Here is a 21,504-nt window from a genome sequence, read left to right as displayed (position 1 = left end):
CGGATCAGTCGCCCAGCTTCACAGTGACGGCCTTGACCTTGGCCCCGGCGCGGGCCTTGTCGGTGCCCTCCACGATCAGGCGGTCCCCCGCCTTCAGCCCGCTGACGATCAGCCACTTGTCGCCGATCGCCTGGCCCGTCACGACCTTGCGCTGCTCCACTTTGCCCGAGGCATCGACGACGAGCGCCGTGCCGTTGCCCTTTGCATCGCGCGAAATGCCCTGCTGCGGCGCGAGCACTCCGTTCTGCACCACGCCCTGCGGCGCGGCGACGTTCACGAACATTCCGGGCAGCAGCAGGCCGTCCGGGTTGGGGAAGCGGGCGCGCAGGGTCACCGTTCCGGCCTGGGGATCGACATTGACCTCGCTGAACTCGATGGTCCCCTCGCCCGGGTATTTCGTGCCGTCCTCCAGCGTGAGCGAGACTTTCGCGCTGGCCGGCATCATGCTGCCCTTGGCGAGCGCGCTGCGCAGGCGCAGCAGATCGGCCGAGGACTGGGTGATGTCCACGAAGATCGGATCGAGCTGCTGGATCGTCGCCATCGCATCGGTCTGGCTGGCCGTGACGAGCGCGCCTTTGGTTACTGACGAGCGCCCGATGCGCCCCGTGATCGGGGCCAGCACGCGGGTGAATTCCAGGTTCACCGCGGCGCTGCGGCTCGTCGCCTGGTACTGGTGCACGGCGGCCTGCGCAGCGCGGGCGGCGGCGATCGTCTCGTCCCGATCCTGTCCGCTCACCGCCTCGCTGTCCCCGAGCGTGCGATAGCGCTTCGCCTTGGCCTCGGCGCTGTAGAGCGTGGCCTGCGCGTTCTCCAGCTGCGCGCGCGAGGTATCCAGCGACGCGCGATAGAGGCGCGAATCGATCTGGTAGAGCGGCTGTCCGGCGTGGACCAGCGAGCCCTCCTCGAACAGGCGCGACTGGATCACCCCGTCCACTTGCGGGCGCACTTCCGCCACCGTTGTCGCAGCGGTGCGGCCCGACAGCGTGGTGGAGACCGTCACCGGCTCGGCCCGCAGCGTCACCACGCCCACTTCGACGTCCTGCTGCGGCATGGCCTGCTGCTGCCCGCACCCGCCAAGGCTCAGCGTCGCCAGCGAAAGCGCGGCCATGGATAGCATCGGGGCCATGGCGAAATGTTTGAACGAAGGGCGCAAGCGGGGGGCTCCTGTGCACGTTTGCAGCTTTGGTCCTGCAATTGTGCGCCGCAGCACGGAACGGCAATCAACAGCGCGTATCGTCAAGTTGCCGGCGGTAGCCTATTGTTTCATCGTGTATCACCAGGGCAGACTTCACCGGGCAGCGCGTTTATGGCTTCATTCATGATCCCGCAGAGCGATGCGCCGGAAGGCCGCATCATCGTCCTCGAGGACGATCCCGACATTCGCGAACTCATCGCCGCGCAGCTTTCGCGCGAGCCGCAGCGCGTGGATTCGGTCGGCTCGGTGGCCGAACTGCGCACCTGCCTCCAGGGCGATCCGGTGGACCTGCTGATCCTGGACCTCAACCTGCCGGACGGCGACGGGCTGGACATCTGCCGGGACTTGCGCGCCGCCGGACATCAGGGCGCGATCATGATGGTCACCGCGCGCGAAGGCCCGATCGACCGCGTGCTCGGCCTGGAACTGGGCGCGGACGACTATCTCACCAAGCCTTTCGAACCGCGCGAGCTGCTGGCCCGCGTGCGCAATCTCCTGCGCCGCTCGCGCGTGTTCGACGGCGCGGCGGGACAGGGCGGCCAGCGCCCCCGCGTCGCCCGTTTCGCGCGCCTCGGGCCGTGGCGGCTGGACCTGCACCAGCGCCGCCTGGTCACTCACGACGACCGGCTGGTCATGCTCTCCTCCGCCGAATACCGCCTGCTCTCACGCTTCATCGAAGCGCCGAACCAGGTGCTCTCGCGCGAGGAACTGCTGCCCGAGCGCAGCGCCACCGTCGCCTTCGACCGCTCGATAGACATCCAGATCAGCCGCCTGCGCCACAAGCTGGCCAGCGAGCCGGGCGGCGACGAACTGATCCTGACGGTGCGCAGCGAAGGCTACGTCCTGCCCGGACCCATCGCCTTCGAATGACGAGCGCCGAACCTGTCAAACCCGGCTTCCTGAAACGCCTGCGCGACTATCCGCGCTCGCTGGCCGGGCGCCTGACGCTGGTGCTCTCGCTGGGCATGGCGGCCTCGGCGATCCTGGCGCTGCAGGCCTCCGACGGCCTGGGCCACTATACGTTCCGCAGGGACCAGGTCGATGCCGCGCTCGACAGCGCCGAAGACATCGCTCACCGCTTCGAGCGGCAGCCTGCAAGGACCGCCAACCTGTTGTCACGCGGCGTGATCCTGGGGGCGCACGATGCCAATCCCGCATGGCGCATGACCGCGCCGGACCCGACATTCTCGCGCCGCCTGTCCGAGCGCCTCGGCCGTCCCGCCCAGGTCATGCCTCTGCTGAACGGCGAATGCTTCGCCCAGCTGACGCGCTATCCCCACGCGGCGGGCATGAACACCGACCCGCTGCCGGACTGCTGGTTCATCCGCGTCGATGCCGGGGACCGCAAGCTGGACTATGTCGTCGACCTCTGGCCCGACCGCAGCTGGAACCGGCACCGCGTCGGGCCGCCCTATATCGAACTCATCATCGTCGCCGGGGCATTGCTGGGCCTGCTCGCGGCCAGCCTGGCGACCACGCCACTGCGCCGCATGGAACGCGCCGCCCGCGCCTTCTCGCTGGTCGGCGAGTTCGAGCCGATCCCGGTCAAGGGCCCCAGCGAAGTGCGCGCCGCGCTGGAGACCTTCAACCTCGCGCAGGAGCGCGTGCGCGAAGGCCTGCGCGAACGCACGCAGATCCTGGCCTCCGTCACGCACGATCTCCAGACCCCGCTCACCCGGCTGCGCCTGCGGCTGGAGCAAGTGGAGGACGAAGCCTTGCGCGACCGGCTCGTCRCCGACCTGCAAGTGACCCAGCAGATGGTGCGCGACGGGCTGGACCTTGCCCGCAGCAGCGAGATCCGCGAACCCTGGTCGGTGCTGGACATCGATTCCATCCTCTCCAGCACGGCGGAGGACGCCGCCGAGTTCGGGCACCGCGTGGTCTTCAGCCAGGGCTGCGATGTCGAAGCGCGGGTCAAACCCCATGCCCTGGCGCGCGCGCTCGGCAACCTCGTGGACAATGCGCTCAAGTACGGCGGCAGTGCGGAATTGAGCTGCCACCGCGAGGGGGCGGACCTCGTGATCCGCGTGGCGGACCGGGGGCCGGGCCTGCCCGAGGACGAATTGGCACTGGCGTTCCAGCCCTTCCGCCGCCTGTCGTCCAGCAAGGGCAACGGCACCGGTATCGGCCTGGCGATCGCCCAGGCGCAGGTCGGTACGTTCGGCGCCGCAATCGGCCTGCGCAACCGCGACGGCGGCGGATTGATCGCCGAAATCCGCATTCCGGCGACATCGATTCGCGGTGAAGGCGAAGTCGTTCGCGATTGACGACGCCGATACAATTGGTCACGACTGTATCAAGGCGGTGCAACAGAGTTGAAATCCGATTGAAATGTGGATTTACGCCGTTGCATAAAGTCCTCACCAAATAGAGTTTGGTATCTTCGTCAGTTCAACTCTGCGGCAACTGTCTCGACACTGTCACATAAAACCGATTAAGGCTTCGGCAGCAGCGACGCCCTGGCTGCCCGAAGACGACCGTTGGCGGACGATTGTGCTTCCCGAGGCCCGGAGACGCATGCTGAAGCCATGATGCCCCCTTCAGGGGGAACCAATGAGGTCGTAAATCCAATGCAGAAACGTTCCGTTCTCGCCGCCTCCGCGGCGAGCTTCGCGGTTGCTTGCGTGCTCGGTTCCGCCCCGGCCCGCGCCCAGTCCACCGGTTCGCTCGATTTCGAGAAGTCGGAAATCGTCGTCACCGGCCGCACCCAGAACGACATTGCCGGAATCGAGATTCCGAACACGCCCAAGGCCAAGCAGGTCCTGACAAAGGACGTGATCGGCCGCGAGACGCCGGGCCAGTCGATCGACGAGATCATCAACCTGATCCCCGGCGTGAACTTCCAGAGCTACGACGGCTACGGCTCCTCGGGCGGCAGCCTGATGATCCGCGGCTTCGATGACAGCCGCATCTCGCAGACCTTCGACGGTATTCCGCTGAACGATACCGGCAACTATGCACTCTATACCAATCAACAGCTCGATCCCGAACTGATCGAGCAGGTCAACGTCAACCTTGGCACGACCGATGTCGATTCGCCGACTGCCTCGGCCTCCGGTTCCACCGTCAATTACCGCTCCATCGACCCCAGCCACGAATTCGGCGCCCGCATGGTCGGCACCGTCGGCGATTACGGCAAGATGCGGGTGTTCGGCATGGTCAACACCGGCGATCTCAATTCGTCCGGCACCCGCGCCTGGTTCTCGGCCTCCAAGGACACGTACGACGCGCTCTACGGCGGCATCGGCCAGATCGACAAGACGCAGTTCAACGCCAAGCTCTACCAGCCGCTGGGCAGCAACGGCGATTTCATCGCGATCTCGGGCCACTACAACGTCAATCACAACACCATGGCCTCTGACTGGGCCCTGACCAACACCAGCGGCATCCCCACCAATGCCGACGAGCGTGACGCCTATACCGTCGCCCGCTGCACCATCCCGGCCGGCACCGAAGGCGTGGCCGATGCCGCCAGCTCCTGCGGATCGGCCTGGGAATATCGCTACAACCCGTCGAAGACCGCGAACATCCGCATCAATTCGCGCTTCACCCTCAGCGACAAGCTGACCCTGACGGTCGATCCCTACCTCCAGTATACTTCCGCCAACGGCGGCGGCACCGTGGCGGCCAAGGAAGGCAGCTACAGCAGCACCATCGCCAGCGGCTATATCGGCGGCACCCCCTACTTCGGCGGCGTAGACCTCAACGGCGACGGCGATACGCTGGACACGGTACGCCTTTCGGCGCCCAGCCAGACCGAAACCTACCGCATCGGCGTGATCGCCTCGCTGCGCTATGACCTTTCGGACAACCAGCGTGTCCGCGTGGCCTATACTTACGATCGCGGCCGCCACCACCAGACCGGCGAGCTGGGCTACCTGGACTCGAACGGCTTCGCATCGAACTACTTCAACACCGACGATGCGCTGACCGACGTGAACGGCAACGTCCTGCAGAAGCGCGACCGCCTGTCCTACGCCATCCTGCATCAGGTCTCGGGCGAATACTCGGGCGATTTCGTCAACAACTCGCTCCACGTCGTCGGCGGCCTGCGCGTACCGTTCTTCCGCCGCAACCTGACGCAGAACTGCGTGACCTACAGCAACAGCGGCTCGGTCAACTGCCTTGCCGATGCGGACAGCCTGGCCGCCTATGAGGCCAGCCTGACCACGACCTATGCAGCGCCGCAGAACAAGGTGTTCGACTATAGCCGCGTGCTGCCGAACGTGGGCTTCACGTACGACTTCACCCCGGCCCTGTCGATGAACGCCAACTATTCGAAGGGCCTGCAGGTCCCGGGCACGGACAACCTCTACACCAACGCCTTCTACTATTCGGACGGCTCGGCCGATCCGAAGCCGGAAACGACCGACAACTTCGACCTCGGCCTGCGCTACCGTTCGGGCATGTTCCAGGCATCGGTCGCGGGCTGGTACACGATCTTCTCCAACCGCCTGTCCTCGGCCTACAACCCGGACACCCAGACCTCCACGTACACCAACCTCGGCACCGTGGACCGCTACGGCATCGACGGCAGCGTCTCGTTCCGCCCCGACAAGCATGTCTCGGCCTATCTGTTCGGCTCCTACCTCTGGTCGAGCATCCGCGACGACGTGCAGACCGGCGCTTCCAGCTACGCGGAAACCGCCGGCAAGATGGAAGGCGGCGTGCCGCACTACAGCTTCGGCGGCCGCGTGGAAGGCAATGCCGGCCCCGCATCGCTGGGCGTGGAAGTCAAGAAGACCGGATCGCGCTACTACAACAGCCTCAACGCCGCCGTGGTCGACAGTTCGGGCAACCAGCTCTGGGCTCCCAAGGTCCCGGCCTATACCGTCGTCAACCTCGACGCACGCCTCAACCTCGGCTTCCTGGGCCTGAACGACAAGACCTTCGTGCAAGTCAACGTCACCAACTTGTTCGACAAGTTCTACTACGGTGCCTTCGACGACGCGGGCATCACCAATACCGCGACGACTTATGCCTATATCGGTGCTCCGCGCACTTTCTCGGCATCCGTCAACTTCCAGTTCTGATCCCTTTTGAACTGACGAAAACCTGGTCGGCGGCGATGCACAATCGCCGCCGACTCAGTCGTACGTATTTTCGATTCATCGCTGCAGAGGCACGGTTCGGCCATTAGCAGCCCCTTTTTCCGCAAACCTGTCTATGGGGGCGCCTCCCCCGCTTGATGCCCTGTCGGCATCGCATCCCTTTACGGCCGCCTTGCGGCCGTTCTCTCGCCTGGTGATCGTGGTGCCGCTTCGTTGCGCCTGCCCGGGCGTGAACGGAGACAGACATGCACGATCCTGTTGCGCGAAATGCGCAATCTGGCGCCGCTGCGCAACATGCGCAATTCGGCTGGTTCAAATCCCACCGTGAAATGGCCATTGACGACATTACCCTGGTAGACCGCTCGCTGCTGAAGCGCGCGGTCGGCGCTGCCGCGCTCGGCAACGCCATGGAATGGTTCGATTTCGGCGTCTACGGCTACATCGCCGTCACGCTCGGCCATGTCTTCTTCCCCTCGGGCAACCCCACGGTTCAGCTCATCGCCACTCTGGCGACTTTCGCGGCGGCCTTCCTCGTGCGCCCGCTTGGCGGCCTCGTGTTCGGCCCGCTCGGAGATCGCTACGGGCGCCACAAGATCCTGGCCCTGACCATGGTGATGATGGCGGCCGGCACTTTCGCCATCGGCCTCATTCCCTCCTATGACCGGATCGGCCTGGCGGCACCGGCCCTGCTGCTGGTGGCCCGGCTCGTCCAGGGCTTCTCGACGGGCGGCGAATATGGCGGCGCCGCCACCTTCATCGCCGAATATTCGACCGACCAGAAGCGCGGCCTGATGGGCAGCTGGCTCGAATTCGGTACGCTCGGCGGCTATATCGCCGGCGCCGGCACGGTCACGGCCTTGCAGATGTCGCTCAGCGATGCGGACATGCTGTCCTGGGGCTGGCGCGTGCCCTTCCTGGTCGCCGGCCCACTTGGCCTGCTGGGGCTCTACATGCGCCTCAAGCTGGAGGAGACCCCGGCGTTCCAGGCCTATAGCGAGCAGGTCGACGCCCGCGAGGCGGACCGCCCCGGCCTGTCGGACATGTTCCGCCTGCACTGGCGCCAGCTTCTGAAGTGCGTGGGACTGGTCCTCGTCTTCAACGTGACCGACTACATGCTGCTGACCTATATGCCCAACTACCTGACGGTGACGATGGGCTATGCCGAAAGCAAGGGCCTGCTGCTGATCATCCTGGTCATGCTGGTGATGATGCCGCTCAATGTCGTCGGCGGCCTGTTCAGCGACCGCCTCGGCCGCCGGCCGATGATCATCGGCGCCTGCGTGGCGCTGATGGTCCTGTCGATCCCCAGCATGCTGCTGATCGGCAGCGGCAACGATTGGCTGATCTTCCTCGGCCTGATGACGCTGGGCTTGGCGCTGGTCTGCTTTACCAGTTCGATGCCCTCCACCCTGCCCGCGCTGTTCTACACCCCCGTGCGCTACAGCGGCCTCTCGATCGCCTTCAACCTCTCGGTCTCGCTGTTCGGCGGCACGACGCCGCTGGTCACCGCCTGGCTGGTCAGCCGCACCGGCGATCCGCTGGTTCCGGCCTATTACCTGATGGGCGCCGCCGCGATCGGCATCCTGACGATGCTCACCGTGCGCGAGACCGCCGGCATGCCGCTTCGCGGTTCGCCGCCCGCCGTGGAGAACCGGGGCGAGGCCATCGCTCTCATCAAGAGCGGCCAGCCCGTCACCGTGGACGACGCCATCCCGGGAATGGCCCCGGAAGCGCCGAAGGCCCGGCCCGCAGTCATGATCGCCAGCCCCGCCTGACCTCAACGTTGTTGGCCTTCCCGGCCTGACAGAACCACGACCGGCCGGTTGTCCCACGCGACACCCGGCCGGTCGCTTTTGTGCCGCAGTGCAACAATAATATCTCTAGCCGCGTTCCGGGGGCATCGTTTGCATCACTCGGATCCTGTTCTCGTTTCCATGACCATTCATCGCCGCGCCGTCCTTTCTGGCATCCTTGGAGGCGCCGCCGCCCTCGGCCTGCCGCGCATCACGTTCGCCGCCGACGAGGTCAGCCGCGTGGACGCGCTGATCGCGCGCATGACGATCGAGGAAAAGGCGGGGCAGATGACCTGCCTTGCCGACGCCTTCCGCCCCTTCAACYCGCCCAATCCGCAAGCCGGGATCCAGGACGAGAAGCGCCTCTCGGAAGAGATCCGCAAGGGCCGCGTGGGCTGCCTGTTCAACGGCATCGGCGTGGCCGGCGCCCGCCGCGCCCAGGAACTTGCCGTCAAGCAAAGCCGCCTCGGCATACCCCTGCTTTTCGCCGGCGACGTGATCCACGGGCTCAAGACGATCTTCCCGGTACCCCTTGCCGAAGCCTCCACATTCGACCCTGCCCTGGCCGAGCGGAGTGCCCGCGCCATGGCCGTGGAAGCCACCGCCGCCGGCCTGCACCTCACCTTCGCCCCCATGGCCGATGTCGCGCGCGACCAGCGCTGGGGCCGCGTGGTCGAAGGATCGGGCGAGGACGTCACGCTGACCGCGCTGCTGACCGCGGCCAGGATACGCGGCTTCCAGGGCCGCGACTTGCGCCGCGCGGACTCGCTCCTCGCCTGCCCCAAGCACTTCGCCGCTTATGGCGCCGTCGCAGGCGGCCTGGAATACGGCAGCGTGGACATCAGCGACGAAACGCTGCGCGAAACCCACTTGCCGCCCTTCTCCGCCGCCTTCGCCGCTGGCGCGCTCACCACCATGGCCGCCTTCAGCGAGATCAACGGGGTGCCCGCCACTGCCGACCGCGCCCTGCTCACCGACATCCTGCGCGGCGAGATGGAGTTCCGCGGCTTCGTCTTCTCGGACTATACTGCCGACGAGGAACTGATCGCGCACGGCTATGCCGAAGACGAACGCGACGCCGCGCGCCTTGCCGTGCTGGCAGGCGTCGACATGTCGATGCAGAGCGGGCTCTACGTGCGCTACCTGCCTGATCTGGTGAAGAGCGGCGCCGTGCCGATGGGCACGGTGGACGTGGCCGTGCGGCGCATCCTCTATGTGAAAATGGCCATGGGCCTGTTCGACAATCCCTGGCGCTCGCTGGACGAGGAGGTGGAACGCACTCACATCGCCACGCCCGCCCATCGCGAACTGGCGCGAGAGACTGCCGGGCGCTCCATCGTCCTGCTCAAGAACAGCGGCCTATTGCCGCTGGACCCCGCGCAGGGCCAGAAGATCGCCCTGATCGGACCGTTCGGAGAAGACAAGGACAATGTCTACGGCCCCTGGGCGTTCTACGGGGACCCGGGCAAGGGCGTGGACATCGCCAGCGGTCTGCGCGCGGCGCTGGCAGACCCGGCCAGGCTGACGATCACGCCCGGCTGCGGCATCGAGAATGCGATGGACGGCGGCATCGCCAAGGCCGTGGACGCGGCCAAGGCGGCAGACGTCGTCCTGCTCGCGCTGGGCGAATCGCAGACCATGTCAGGCGAAGCGCAATCGCGCACGACCATCGAGATTCCCGCCGCCCAGCAGGCCCTGGCGGATGCCGTGACCGCGACCGGCAAGCCGGTCGTCGTCCTGCTGCGCCACGGACGCGCGTTGGCGCTTCACGACGGGGTCGCCAATGCCCAGGCCATCCTGGCGACCTGGTTCCTCGGTTCCGAGACCGGCCATGCCGTGGCCGACGTGCTGTTCGGCAAGGTCAATCCTTCAGGCAAACTGCCGGTCAGCTTCCCCTGGGAATCGGGCCAGGAACCGTTCTTCTACGACCGCAAGTCCACCGGCCGCCCGGTCGTCGACAACCGCACCGAGTATCGCGCGCGCTACACCACCACCGACAACAGCGCGCGTTTCCCCTTTGGACACGGCCTCAGCTACAGCGAATTCGTGCTGGAGAACCTCAAGCTTTCGGACACCGCCATGCGCTGGGACGAGACTGTCGACATCTCGGTAAGGATCACCAACAAGGGCAGTAGACGGGGCAGCGAAGTCGTCCAGCTCTACATGCGTGACCGCGTCGCCAGCCGCACCCGCCCGATCCGCGAACTCAAGGGCATGGAGCGCGTGACACTGGATCCCGGCGACAGCAAGACCGTACGTTTCCCATTAGCGCGCAAGGACTTGGAGTTCGTCGGCGCCGGCAACGCCCGGATCGCCGAACCCGGACTGTTCGACATCTGGGTCGGTCAATCCTCGACAGGAGGACTGCATTCGCAGATCGAACTCTATGCCGCGGCACCGACGACCTAGGGCGGGCCCTATGTCTGCACGGGGCCAAGGCGCCGGACCTGTTGCACTGCAGCAAGCGGTGCGACGGAACCGGTGACACCATAGTATTCGACCGCGCACACTGTGCCAAACGCCGTCAGGATGGGCCGCAACTGGCATCCCTCCAAATTGACTATTGGCCCGCAAAGGATTTCCTGTTTATTTACGTCAATCGTGCGAGGACAGCGTTACAGGATCCTCCTCGCAAAACTCCAAGGGAGCATGTGATGCCCGATAGCGAACAGCCCGACCTCACGCGTCTGACAGTTGAACTGCTGAGCGCTTATGTCGCCAACAACAGCGTGCCCAGCAACGAACTGGCCGCCCTGATCGAGCAGACCCGTTCGGCCCTTGCCGGCCAGTCGGCTGCCGATGGCGAAGCAGTCCACAAGCCGGCCGTGTCTGTCGAAGACAGCCTGGCTTCCAAGGAGCACATCCTCAGCCTGATCGACGGCAAGCCCTACAAGAGCCTGAAGCGCCACCTGGCCAATAACGGCATGACCCCGGCAGAATACCGCACGCGCTATAGCCTTGCAGCGGACTACCCGATGGTCGCCCCGGCCTATTCCGAGCATCGCCGCGCCGTCGCCCAGCGCATGGGCCTGGGCGGTCGCCCCGGTGCCGCCAAGCGCGACACTGCGGCAACCGCAACCTCGCCCGCCAAGCCCGCTCCCGAAACGAAGGCCGCTCCCTCTGCTCCGGCAGCGCCCAAGACTTCGCCCGCGGCCAAGGCTCCGGCAGTAAAGGCCAAGTCGTCGCCCACCGGTGACAGCGCGAGCAAGTCGCCCGCCGCGCGCGGCGGCAAGAAGCGCTTCGCCCGGGAACCGCAGAGCGGCACCGCTCCCCAGGCGGCCAAGACGGCAGAAGCTCCGGCCACCACCACCCCGGCAGCAAAGCCCGCTGCCAAGTCGGCATCGAAGCCGGGCAAGCCTGCTGCCGCCAAGACCGCGGCCAAGCCTGACGCGGCCAAGAAGGCCGCGCCAGCCAAGCCGAAGAGCGCCAAGCCCGCCGCCACTGCTGCTTCGGCAGCCAAGCCGGCTGAAACCGGAGCGACCACTGCGCCGGCCGCTCAACCGGCAGCCCCAGCCGCCGCCAAGCCCGCGGCGAAAGTTGCGGCCCCTGCGGGCGATCCCGCGGATGCCGCAAAGAAGCCCGCAGCACCTGCCAAGCCCAAGCGCAGCAAGTCCGCATCGACCGGCACCGCCAAGTCGGGCGCAACCAAGACGTCCTCCGCCCCGCGCAGCACTGCAGCGAAGACGGAACCCGCCAAGCCGGCCAACCAGCCGGAGTAAAACGCCAGGCCCGGCAGGCACAAACCCTGCCGGGCCGCGTGCCTCCCTACGATTGCCGCCCTCAGTTCTGCATCGTGCGACGTTCTCCGGTTGCCGTAACCCTCCCGGCCTCCCGATCCCGCCGCCGTGCACGCAAACCGCGACCGCCGCGACCACGGTCTTGCGGCCGTTAGCCCGCAGACGTGCACTTGCGAGCGCCGAATTCCAGACGCATGCCTTCTGGAGCCAACCGCGGTAGACGCCCGCCAGCGCCAACCCTGCATCCAAACTGTCCGCACCTTCCTCCGTAGCCTACCGGGTTTCACAACCAGCCGTCCGGAACGAGACCGCCGCGGCCAAGATCCTGCGCGCGCGAGCTTGCCGCCGCCACGCCGTGCACGCTTGCTCGCGCCGCGCCCCGAACTGTCGGCGACCTGCCCCGCAGCTTTCCATGCCTCGCGACCTGCCACCCGCAAACCGTGCCCGCCGCGGGAGCAATTACGCGGACGCTAACCTGCTGACGCGCACTCGCAGGCGACAACTTTCGAACGCTAGCTTGCAGACGGCGGCTTGCCGGTGCCAGCCGCCATGCCTGCCTACTCGCGCCCGCCCCGCCCGCTCGAACCGCCGAGGCCCCTCTAGGCGGCCTGCCAGACCTCGCGAGAAGTGGCCCAAGATCCGCATCCGGGATAGAATCGTTGGCAACTTCCGAACAACTTGCGCGGCGCACGACGTTACATTTCCGAATACTGACCTTTTCGACCAACCATACCTAGCTTCCGTCGACCGGAAAGAAGTTACGGTCGAGCGCCCCAATCCAAGTCTCTTCGCCAGAGGCGCCGACCGCTTCCACTCTGAGGCTGCGCTTCCGCTCTATTGCAATCGCCATGCGTTTCCCATTCCCCTCACCAAATCCATGACCGATTCAGACGGACGCCAATCCTTCCTCTCCCGACGTATAGAGCCGCCCTACCTCAGTAAATCGCTCTTTTTGGAGAAGCATCCAATACCGATCTACTCCGCCAAAACGGTTTCTGATCGAATTGCGGCGATGGATCGAAACAGTATAACTGAACCGCATCGCTACTGTAGCGTAGTCCAGCAAACGTGAGGGAACAATGAGATCGCGACTGAACGTTCCCCTGCCTCCCGCCCTAGGCAATTGTCTTGGGCACATTCCCATCATCTTGACGGATGAACCCGTCCGGGCCCGCCATAGCGTCGATTGCACAGCCGCGACCTCCCTGTGAGCGAGCGCCCGCTCCCGGCACCAGCGGAAACCGTCATCGTCCTGGGAGCAGGCGTCGCGGGTCTTGCCGCCGCCACGCACTTGTTGGATGCCGGTCATGACGTTCTGGTTCTCGATCAGCAGAATCGCGCCGGCGGCACACACCGCAGCCGACAGATCGGGGCCTATACTTTCGACGTCGGCAGCATATTCTATGAAGAAACCGCCCGGATCTTCGACCTCGCCCCATCGCTGCGGGAGCTCTGCCCGAAAGTCTCAAGCATTCAGCGACGGATCGCGCCCGACGGATCGGTCCTGCTCTATCCGATCGAGCCGCGTGACCTGCTCCGTCAATCCGCACCGCGCCTGGCAGCCTCAGTGCTGGATCTCCTCGCCTCACGCCTTCGTCTGACGCCGGACGGCTCCCTCGACACGCTGTGCCGCAAGCGATTGGGCAGTCGTTTCTTCGCCGATACCGGGCTGGAGCACTATGTCACTCGGTTTCACCACGTTTGCCCCAGCGAGATAGACGAAGAGTTCTTCTTTCGCCGCATGGCAATCATCGAACGTTTCTCGCGCACGAGCAACCTGGCCCGCAGCGCAGCGCGCGCGATTTTCTCCCAAAAGTCGCACCACTCCGCACAACACTGGCCGATGCGCGTCAGACCGCGCCAGGGCTTCGACGCACTGTTCGATCCCATAGTTCGGCATCTCGTTTCTCGCGGCGCGACCTTTGCATTCGGCGAACGCCTGTTGTCCCTCCGCAAGGAGGGTCCCATCTTCAAGGTTCAAACCGATCACGGCACTCGCACGGCCGGGGTCGTCGTCAGTACAGTGCCCCTCGACACGCTCCACCGCGCTCTCTTCTCCCAGTCTTCGAACCTCAACAGCCTCGACATGACCACGCTCTACATTTCCGCCGACTGGCTAAGGCCCGATACCGGAAACGTCCTTTTCAACTTTCACGCCGATGGCGCATGGAAGCGCGCCACGATCTATTCGCGTCTCTATCCCGACCCCGCCATCGCGAGGCCTTACTTCTCGGTTGAAACCACACTGGCACCCGGATCCGGGCACGATTCGCAATCCACCTTCGAGGCATTTCGCTCCCATGCAGAGCAACTCGGCCTCGCCCGAGGCCTGCGCCTGGAGGGCCACGACCATGTCGAGAGCTGCTATCCGCTCTACCGCATCGGCGCCCGAAAGACGGTCGACGCGGTGCTGGAACGGATCGCTCAAGCCGGAGTCATTACCGTAGGCCGTCAGGGTCGCTTCGAATACCTCCCCACCTCCACCGGCGTGATCGCGCAAGTTTCGCGCCACCTCGGCATGGCACAAGCCGCCGCCCGGCCTTCGGAGCTGGCCGCATGAGGACCTTGCAGCGATGACTTATTCAATTGCCGCGCAGGAATTTCCAGGCGTCCCGCGAGACTTCAATCCATCGCAGGTCGGCGCGCGGAACAATCCGCTCCGCGTGAGGATCTTCAACGTAAAGTACAGCCCGAACCTGGGCGACGGCCTGCTTTCAGAATGCCTCGAACAGGCCCTGATCGATTGCGGCGCCCATGCCGACACCCGCTCGGTCGATCTGGCAGGACGAAAAGCGTATGGCCCCGGCCCGGCGCAACGCGGCGCGCTGATCCGGGCGCTGCACATGCTGCCCCCGCCCGTCAGACAGCTTTCCGTGCGCCTGCCGCTCGCCATCCAGTCGCGCCGCCGATGGCAACCGCATTATAGTGCCGCGCTGCTCGGCGCGGAATGCGTGGTCATCGGTGGCGGCAATCTGATCGTCGATCTCGATCTCAATTTTCCGACAAAGATCGCGTTGGCCATACGGACCGCAGAGCAACGCGGCCTGCCCGCCTTCATCTATGGCTGCGGCATGTCCTCTGGTTGGAGCCGAGAGGGCCATGCACGCATGAGTCGGGCGCTGGAACGAGGCGTGGTACGCGGCGTGTTCCTGCGAGACGAACGCTCTCGCCTGTTGTGGAACGCCGAATTCGGGGAGGCTCACGGCTTGCCGGCCTTGGTGGTCCCCGATCCCGGATTGCTTGCATCCTATCGATACGAATCGGGAATGAAAGCACTGCCGGCCCACACGGGCCGAAGCGTCATAGGGCTCAATATCACCAGCCCCGTCGCCGTACGCTACCACTCCAGCCAGCCGGTTGAGACCGGCGGCTTTGAGCGCTGGTACTGCGATCTTGCGCAGGAACTCGCCGTTGCCGGGCATGAGGTCAGGTTGTTCACCAATGGGAGCCCCGAAGACCGTGCTTGCGCGCTCCGCGTCCGGGCGGCGCTCCAGTCCAGCGTGTGGTCCGAGAGATTTTCCCATGCCCAACCCGAAACACCCGCAGAACTTGCAACCCTGATCGGCGGCTTCCAGGGCCTTGTCGCGTTCCGAATGCATGCCGTTATTGCATCCTATTCGTACCGAGTCCCCTTCGTGGCGCTGCAGTGGGATCCGAAGCTCGATTCCTTCGTCCAATCCGTTGCGCGCGGCGATTGGCTGATCGACCCGTTCGACACCTCTCCCCAGGCCGCTGGCGCGCTGCTCGGCAGGGCGATGGCCTGCGGCATTGAAGCAGAGGCGCACGCGGCCGTCATGGAGCGGGCACGCGCAGGCGTCGCCATGCTCCATGCCGAAATCGTTCAGGCCGTGATGAGGGCATGATCTTGAGGTTTGCTGCCCTTGCCTTGGCCGCCATGGCAGCTTTGGTTGCCGCTTGGCAGGCGCCTCTCCGGCCAGTGCGTCACCGTATCGAGATAGGCGCGCTGACCACTAGGCCCCGGGCAATCACTTCGCCGGAGCAGGCCTCCCCTGTTGCGCCGATGCGGCTCGGAGCGGCCTCGAACTTCTCGCAGGGCTGGAACGCGGCGATGTTCTCGGCCGCACTGGCTCTTCCCCTGACGAACTGGCGCGACAGCATTCGCTGGGCGGATGTCGAGAAGACCAAGGGGCAATATGCCTTCGAGACGCCGATGACCCGGTTTCCCGAGCGACTGGCCGCCGGCGGCGCCCGGCTGACTTTAACGCTCAATTGGGGCAACCCACTCTATGACGGCGGACAGACGCCCCATTCGCCCGAAGCTCTGGCTGCCTTCAGCCGCTTCGTGTCTGAACTGGTGAGACGCTATCCGGCGATCGACACTATCGAGGTCGGCAACGAGATCAACGGCGCCAACTTCGTAAACGGGCCGGTGAAGGACGCCGATCTTGCAGGCAGAAGGGCCTACCATCTGGCCATGGTGGTCAGCGCCGCCGAGGGCGTGAGGTCGGCCCATGCCCGAGTTCGCGTGATCGGCGGATCGGCACACTCGCTGCCGGGCGGGTTTCTCTGGCCGCTGCTGGACGCCCCCGGCGCGACATACCTGCAAGGTCTGGCGCTCCATCCTTATACGACGCCGATCGACCAGTTGCCGGCGCAGATCGGCGTGCTTCGGCGCCAGAGCGCCTTGCGGAAACAGCCCCTCCACATCACGGAATTCGGAAGCCAAAACCCGCAGACGGCGCCGGATGAACTCGTGCGTTCCTACGCGACCCTTGCGTCGCTGGGCGCGGCCGAAATGGACTGGTATCCGCTGGGAGAGCGGGGAGACGGTTTCGTCCCGCTACTGCGCCGGGACGGAACACCAACCACGGCAGGCCGCGCGTTTCGGTTCGTGACCGAGCACCTCTCGTCGATGCCAGCGCGCAATCTCAGCCCCGATCCCTTCACATTCATCCACGCTTTCGGGCCGAACCTCTGGGTAGTCTGGGGAGCGCCGCGCGCCATCCGGCTGGACCCGGTCGCTGTGACGGCCCTCGACGCCACGGGCACTCGGATCGATAACGCGGATCTCAGGCTCGACGAAACCCGGGTCTTGATACTCCGGGGCCACAAGCCATTGGTTCTTGGCGAGAACGTGAGTCTCGATTGCTCTCCCCTTGTTGCCGACAGCCTTCTGGGCTTCACATTTCCCGATGCTCCCCCCCGGCCATCCCGTGCTCCGCCTGGCTTCACGGCTTACGCGCAGACGGCCACGGGAAGGGTGCCCCTTGCGACCATGCCCGGTCAGCAGAACGACGGCGTGCCCTGGACGCCCTATCTCGGTCGAAAAGACGCCGCGCTTCCGCGGCTCGCGGCAGACATCGCTTTGCCAGGTCCCGGAGCAGAACTGCTGCTGGAATATAGGTCTGCCCATACCCGGACTCTGCACATCGTCGGCGAATTCACGGCGGCAAATCCCGGTGCGGCCGGTGCGGCAATTTCATTCTCGGGAAATGACGGGCAGGTATCGCTTATCCAGCAAGCGCCCCGTTCCTCGTTCGATAGGCAGGTTCAGGCCCAGGCTGGTCGGAACCTGACTTTCTCAATCGGGTGGAATGGCACGGCGCGAGACAGCGCCACCCGATACCGCATCCGTGTGTTCGATCCTGCGGCCTGTCCTTCAGGCCGACCCAGCACAGGACAAAAGCTGCCGATCATGCGGTGAGACCTTGACCCTAGCGCATGACAGGCGCTTTCGACCATGCAGCGCGGCAGAATACCCGAAACACTACGGACAGGGCCGGATCACAAGCCTTGTCCAAGGGGCTCAAACATTGCAACCGCCCTAGGCCCCGCGACGGAGCACTGGTTGAAGCGCTGGCCCGCCCCGTCATCCTGAACTTGTTTCAGGACACCAGGCCAACGGTGTTCAGAAACCGCGATGAAGCAAACTTCCCGGCGGACCGAACGAAGCCTGAGCGGCGCCGCGATGGACTTACGACAAGGTTCAGACGACATCGGCGAAACCCTGAAAGCAGCGGAACACGCCCCGCCTCGCCACTATCGTCCGCTTGCAGCCGGCAGTGCAATCGGGCAACCGTCATGGAATGACACTGCCCGATCCACTTCACGAAACCATTGTCGCCGTGGGATCGATCTTGGCGGACGCTCGCGACCCCTGGTGGATCATTTCCGGCGCGGCTGCAGCGATCCATGGAGCGCAGCCAATCACTGTCTCGGACGTGGATGTCATGCTCAGTATCGAAGATGCCAAGCGCCTGTTCGCCCGAATCGGTATCGCGCAGGAGCCTCAATCGAGCCACCCACGCTTCCGATCCGAGGTCTTTGGCCGATGGGAAGCCTGCCCACTGGTTGCCGAATTCATGGCAAACTTCGTCTTGCGCGATCTGGATGGAGTGTGGCGACCCATGCTGCCCTCCACCCGCCGCGCCGTAACCATCGGCGCCATCACGATTTTCGTACCGGAGTTGCAGGAACTTCGCAGGATGTTTCAGAGGTTCGGCCGTCCGAAGGACCTGACGCGCATAAAGCTCCTCGATCACCTCTCCTAGCCGGAACTGGCCAACCCTGGGACGGGAGCATCCGCCTTTTCGGGCGATCCCGGACATTCCACGCTCATATCAAGGCTCGCCCATTTCGCATGGCCCGCAAGCGCCGCGGACTGAAAAAATCTGTTCGCCTAAGTCCAACCCCTTAGTCCCGAGCGCCGCGGAATTCTGCGTAGATTTGCGTCGCGAATTCCTTGCCGGAAGCACCAAAATCGGCGGCCAGCCGGCCCTATGGTTAACGCCAGCTTTCTCGCGGCACTGCCAATCGCCTGTCCCCATTGAAGAAAACCGCAGCGACCGGCTCGTCGATTCTAAATTACCCGGAATAATACCTAAACCGTAGAAACAAAACGTACAGACACAGCACTGGCGAAACCTAATTTCAATTTACTGCACCAAGAAGCCCGTGATTAGTTTTATTCCGCAAAAACGCTCCTCGCTGAACACCCCATTCCGATCCATTCAGGTCCGAATTTCATCGAACCTATTTGGACAATAGCGAGTTTCGAGCCATGAGCACCAAGATCAATAGCAATTCTGTTTCGGGCGCCGCAAGTCTCACCCCGTATTACGGCGATCTTCTTGAAAAGCAGCAGTGGTATCTTGACGGATCAACCCGCTCGAAACTGAGCATCGATGCCTATTCCGTCTGGAAGGACTACAATGGCGCGGGCGTGAAGATTGGCGTGATCGACACCCAGATCGACTTTCGCCACACCGATCTGAAGAAGACCTACAATACCGCGCTCGACTTTAATTTCGCGTCCGGCACGGACAATGTCGCAATCAGCGCCACGGCGCTTCCTGCATCGCATGGCACGCTTGTCGCGGGCGTGATCGCAGCCGAGGCCGGCAACAGCGTGGGCACCGTGGGCATAGCCTCGGGCGCCACTCTGGTCGGCTACGGCGTCGACTATGCCGCTGCCAACGCGGCCGGCCAGATCGCCGCGGCGCTGGAAAAGTCCGCGGCGGTCGATGTTGCCAACAACAGCTGGAGCTTCGTCGAGAACTTTGCCGACAATTTCGCGGTCAATCCCGAATACAAGGCCGCGCTGGTCCACGCCGTTTCCGAAGGTCGCGGCGGCCTGGGCACGTCCGTAGTCTTCGCGGCGGGCAATGCCGGGACGACCGGCATCTCCAACTATCACAACTTCCAGAACTCGCCTTACGCGATTGCCGTGGGCGCGGTCGACAGTGACGGCAGCCCCTCTTCCTTCACCAGCCTGGGCGCCAACGTACTGGTATCCGCCGCTGGGCGCGATGTGATGACGACCACCCTGAACGACCGCTACGAAAGCGTGAACGGAACCTCGTTCGCCGCGCCTGCGGTCTCGGCCGCGGTCGGCCTCATGCTCCAGGCGAACCCCAACCTGGGCTTTCGCGACGTACAGGAAATCCTGGCCTATTCCGCACACCGCGTCGGCCTGAGCGACAGCGCCAATTTCGGCGACGGCTGGCGCACCAACGGCGCCGACAACTTCAACGGAGGCGGCCTGCACTTCAGCGACGCCTTCGGCTACGGCTTCCTCAACGTCCACGACGCCGTCCGCCTGGCCGAGACCTGGGACCAGCAGCAGACTTTCGCGAACATGGCCAGCGTCAGCAAGACCGTCGCCTCGGCGCAGACGCTGGTGGCCGGTTCAAACGACCACATCTCGCTGGACATTCCGATCACCGACGCCGTCAACCTTGAGCACGTGCAGCTCTCGATCGACCTCAACTGGCTGAATTCCGGCGACATCGACGTCTACCTGACATCGCCGGACGGCACCCAGGTCCGTCTCGTCTACGACCTTCCCACCGAGACGCGCGTGGGCAGCATCCGCAATTTCACCTTCAGCTCGGTCGCATCGATGGGCGAGGATTCCGCCGGTACCTGGAAGGTGGACATCTACAACCGCGATCCCGCGGCCACGGAAAAGACCGGCGTGCCGCTCAGCGGAAAGTTCAAGGGCGCCACCCTGACCCTGATGGGCGACGCAGCCGTCTCGAAGAACGACACGTATATCTACACCAACGAATTCGGCCTGCTCTATCAGGGTGACGATCTAGCCCACCGCAGCGTCCTGCAGGATGTGAATGGCGGAATCGACACGATCAACGCCGCAGCCGTGACGACGAACTCCGTCGTCGACCTGACGGCGGCCAAGGCAAGCTCGATCGCCGGCGTGACGCTCTCACTGACGGCGAACACGATCGAAAACCTCTACACGGGTGACGGCAACGATACGCTGATCGGCAGCAGTGCCGCGAACACCCTGAACGCCGGGCGTGGCAACGACGTGATCTATTTCAGCTTCGGCAACGACAGGATCGACGGCGGACAAGGCGTGGACAGCCTGGTGCTGAACTGCGCGGTGTCCAAGATCGCCGGATCGCTGGCCGCCTCGGGCGCGCTGCTGATCTCCGCCAAGGCGGGCGAAGTGTCGAGCGTGTGCAACGTGGAAAGCTTCACCTTCTCGGACGGGACCTATTCCTACGATCAGTTGGCCAAGCTGCTGGCCGCAGGCGGCGTCTCGGCCGGGCAGCCCGTCTCGCAAGTTCCGTCCGAGCCTGCGGGCGGCGGCTCCGGCGTCACCGTCGAAACCCCCGCTTCCGGCACGCCGACGGAGCATGCCGCGACCAGCCCTTATGGCGACGCCGATCACGCCTATGCCGCCAGCCTCAACGGCACGGCCGCCGACGACCGCCTGACGGGAACCGCGGCAGGTGAGCGGATCGACGGGCTGGACGGCGCCGACAAGCTGCGCGGGATGGCCGGCGATGACGGCATTCACGGCGGCAACGGCGACGACACGATCTACGGCGACGAGGGGCACGACTATCTCTACGGAGACGGCGGCGTGGACACGATCATGGGCGGCGCGGGCAACGACTGGATCTTCGGCGGCACCGGCGCGGATCGTATCTATGGCGAAGCCGGCGCGGACACATTCGTGTTCGACGCCGCCGACCTTTCGGCCATGGACACGATCTACGACTTCAATGCCGCCGACGGCGACCGGATCCTCATCACCGGCGCCGGGAACAGTGCCACGTTCGACATCGTCACCAGCGCCGGCAGCACTTATCTCGAAATGCATGACGAGGCCGGAGACCACCTCCTGGCCCGCCTGAAAGGCACCGGCATGGACGGCCTGCACATGGCCGACACCGACGGCGGCCTGCTCTGGGCCTGAGACTCCGGCTGCCCTCTCGCGGCATCGCCCCGACGCTCCG

12 protein-coding genes are annotated in these 21,504 nt (G+C 64.9%); 11 read left to right on the top strand and 1 reads right to left on the bottom strand.

The window, feature by feature from the left end:
- Positions 1–4 precede the first annotated feature (4 nt).
- Complete coding sequence (locus AB4Z00_RS22315) at positions 5–1,126, bottom strand: efflux RND transporter periplasmic adaptor subunit (protein ID WP_442047320.1); 1,122 nt, start codon at positions 1,124–1,126, stop codon at positions 5–7.
- A gap of 192 nt (positions 1,127–1,318) precedes the next feature.
- Between AB4Z00_RS22315 and AB4Z00_RS22310 the strand changes: the two genes are divergently transcribed.
- From AB4Z00_RS22310 to AB4Z00_RS22260, 11 genes are all read left to right on the top strand, one after another.
- Positions 1,319–2,065, top strand: a complete 747-nt coding sequence (locus AB4Z00_RS22310; RefSeq protein WP_132268970.1) for a response regulator transcription factor — start codon at positions 1,319–1,321, stop codon at positions 2,063–2,065.
- Positions 2,062–3,462, top strand: coding sequence for an ATP-binding protein (locus AB4Z00_RS22305; protein WP_442047298.1), 1,401 nt, complete (start codon positions 2,062–2,064; stop codon positions 3,460–3,462). The genes AB4Z00_RS22310 and AB4Z00_RS22305 overlap by 4 nt, the downstream gene beginning before the upstream one ends.
- A 303-nt stretch (positions 3,463–3,765) precedes the next feature.
- Positions 3,766–6,228 carry a TonB-dependent receptor gene (locus tag AB4Z00_RS22300; protein ID WP_442047297.1) on the top strand — a complete coding sequence of 821 codons (2,463 nt, stop codon included), beginning with the start codon at positions 3,766–3,768 and terminating at the stop codon, positions 6,226–6,228.
- Between the two features lie 263 nt (positions 6,229–6,491).
- The gene (gene proP / locus AB4Z00_RS22295) at positions 6,492–8,021 is read left to right on the top strand and encodes a glycine betaine/L-proline transporter ProP (RefSeq protein WP_442047296.1); all 1,530 of its coding nucleotides are present in this window, start codon (positions 6,492–6,494) and stop codon (positions 8,019–8,021) included.
- Positions 8,022–8,180: 159 nt separating this feature from the next.
- Positions 8,181–10,448: a glycoside hydrolase family 3 N-terminal domain-containing protein gene (locus AB4Z00_RS22290; protein WP_442047295.1), complete on the top strand. Its 2,268-nt coding sequence runs from the start codon at positions 8,181–8,183 to the stop codon at positions 10,446–10,448.
- Positions 10,449–10,693: 245 nt separating this feature from the next.
- Positions 10,694–11,758 carry a MucR family transcriptional regulator gene (locus tag AB4Z00_RS22285; RefSeq protein WP_442047294.1) on the top strand — a complete coding sequence of 355 codons (1,065 nt, stop codon included), beginning with the start codon at positions 10,694–10,696 and terminating at the stop codon, positions 11,756–11,758.
- Between the two features lie 1,204 nt (positions 11,759–12,962).
- Complete coding sequence (locus AB4Z00_RS22280; protein WP_442047293.1) at positions 12,963–14,336, top strand: FAD-dependent oxidoreductase; 1,374 nt, start codon at positions 12,963–12,965, stop codon at positions 14,334–14,336.
- A 103-nt stretch (positions 14,337–14,439) separates the two neighbouring features.
- Positions 14,440–15,639, top strand: coding sequence for a polysaccharide pyruvyl transferase family protein (locus AB4Z00_RS22275; RefSeq protein WP_442047292.1), 1,200 nt, complete (start codon positions 14,440–14,442; stop codon positions 15,637–15,639).
- 158 nt (positions 15,640–15,797) lie between these two features.
- A complete protein-coding gene (locus tag AB4Z00_RS22270) occupies positions 15,798–17,441 on the top strand; it encodes a hypothetical protein (RefSeq protein ID WP_442047291.1) in 1,644 nt (547 codons plus the stop codon).
- Positions 17,442–17,823: 382 nt separating this feature from the next.
- Positions 17,824–18,288, top strand: coding sequence for a hypothetical protein (locus AB4Z00_RS22265; protein ID WP_442047290.1), 465 nt, complete (start codon positions 17,824–17,826; stop codon positions 18,286–18,288).
- Positions 18,289–18,797: 509 nt separating this feature from the next.
- Positions 18,798–21,464, top strand: coding sequence for a S8 family serine peptidase (locus AB4Z00_RS22260; protein WP_442047289.1), 2,667 nt, complete (start codon positions 18,798–18,800; stop codon positions 21,462–21,464).
- The last annotated feature ends 40 nt before the right edge of the window (positions 21,465–21,504 follow it).

The organism is Novosphingobium sp. YAF33, from assembly GCF_052113265.1.
Classification (GTDB): domain Bacteria; phylum Pseudomonadota; class Alphaproteobacteria; order Sphingomonadales; family Sphingomonadaceae; genus Novosphingobium.
This window is presented reverse-complemented; position numbering and strand designations above follow the sequence as displayed.

What these genes read in the sequence shown, in the direction of transcription:
- proP (WP_442047296.1), top strand. Translation starts at nt 6,492, where the DNA reads ATGCACGATCCTGTTGCGCGAAATGCGCAATCTGGCGCCGCTGCGCAA.
- AB4Z00_RS22285 (WP_442047294.1), top strand. Translation starts at nt 10,694, where the DNA reads ATGCCCGATAGCGAACAGCCCGACCTCACGCGTCTGACAGTTGAACTG.
- AB4Z00_RS22300 (WP_442047297.1), top strand. Translation starts at nt 3,766, where the DNA reads ATGCAGAAACGTTCCGTTCTCGCCGCCTCCGCGGCGAGCTTCGCGGTT.
- AB4Z00_RS22315 (WP_442047320.1), bottom strand. Translation starts at nt 1,126, where the DNA reads ATGGCCCCGATGCTATCCATGGCCGCGCTTTCGCTGGCGACGCTGAGC.
- AB4Z00_RS22265 (WP_442047290.1), top strand. Translation starts at nt 17,824, where the DNA reads ATGACACTGCCCGATCCACTTCACGAAACCATTGTCGCCGTGGGATCG.
- AB4Z00_RS22260 (WP_442047289.1), top strand. Translation starts at nt 18,798, where the DNA reads ATGAGCACCAAGATCAATAGCAATTCTGTTTCGGGCGCCGCAAGTCTC.
- AB4Z00_RS22270 (WP_442047291.1), top strand. Translation starts at nt 15,798, where the DNA reads ATGCGGCTCGGAGCGGCCTCGAACTTCTCGCAGGGCTGGAACGCGGCG.
- AB4Z00_RS22310 (WP_132268970.1), top strand. Translation starts at nt 1,319, where the DNA reads ATGATCCCGCAGAGCGATGCGCCGGAAGGCCGCATCATCGTCCTCGAG.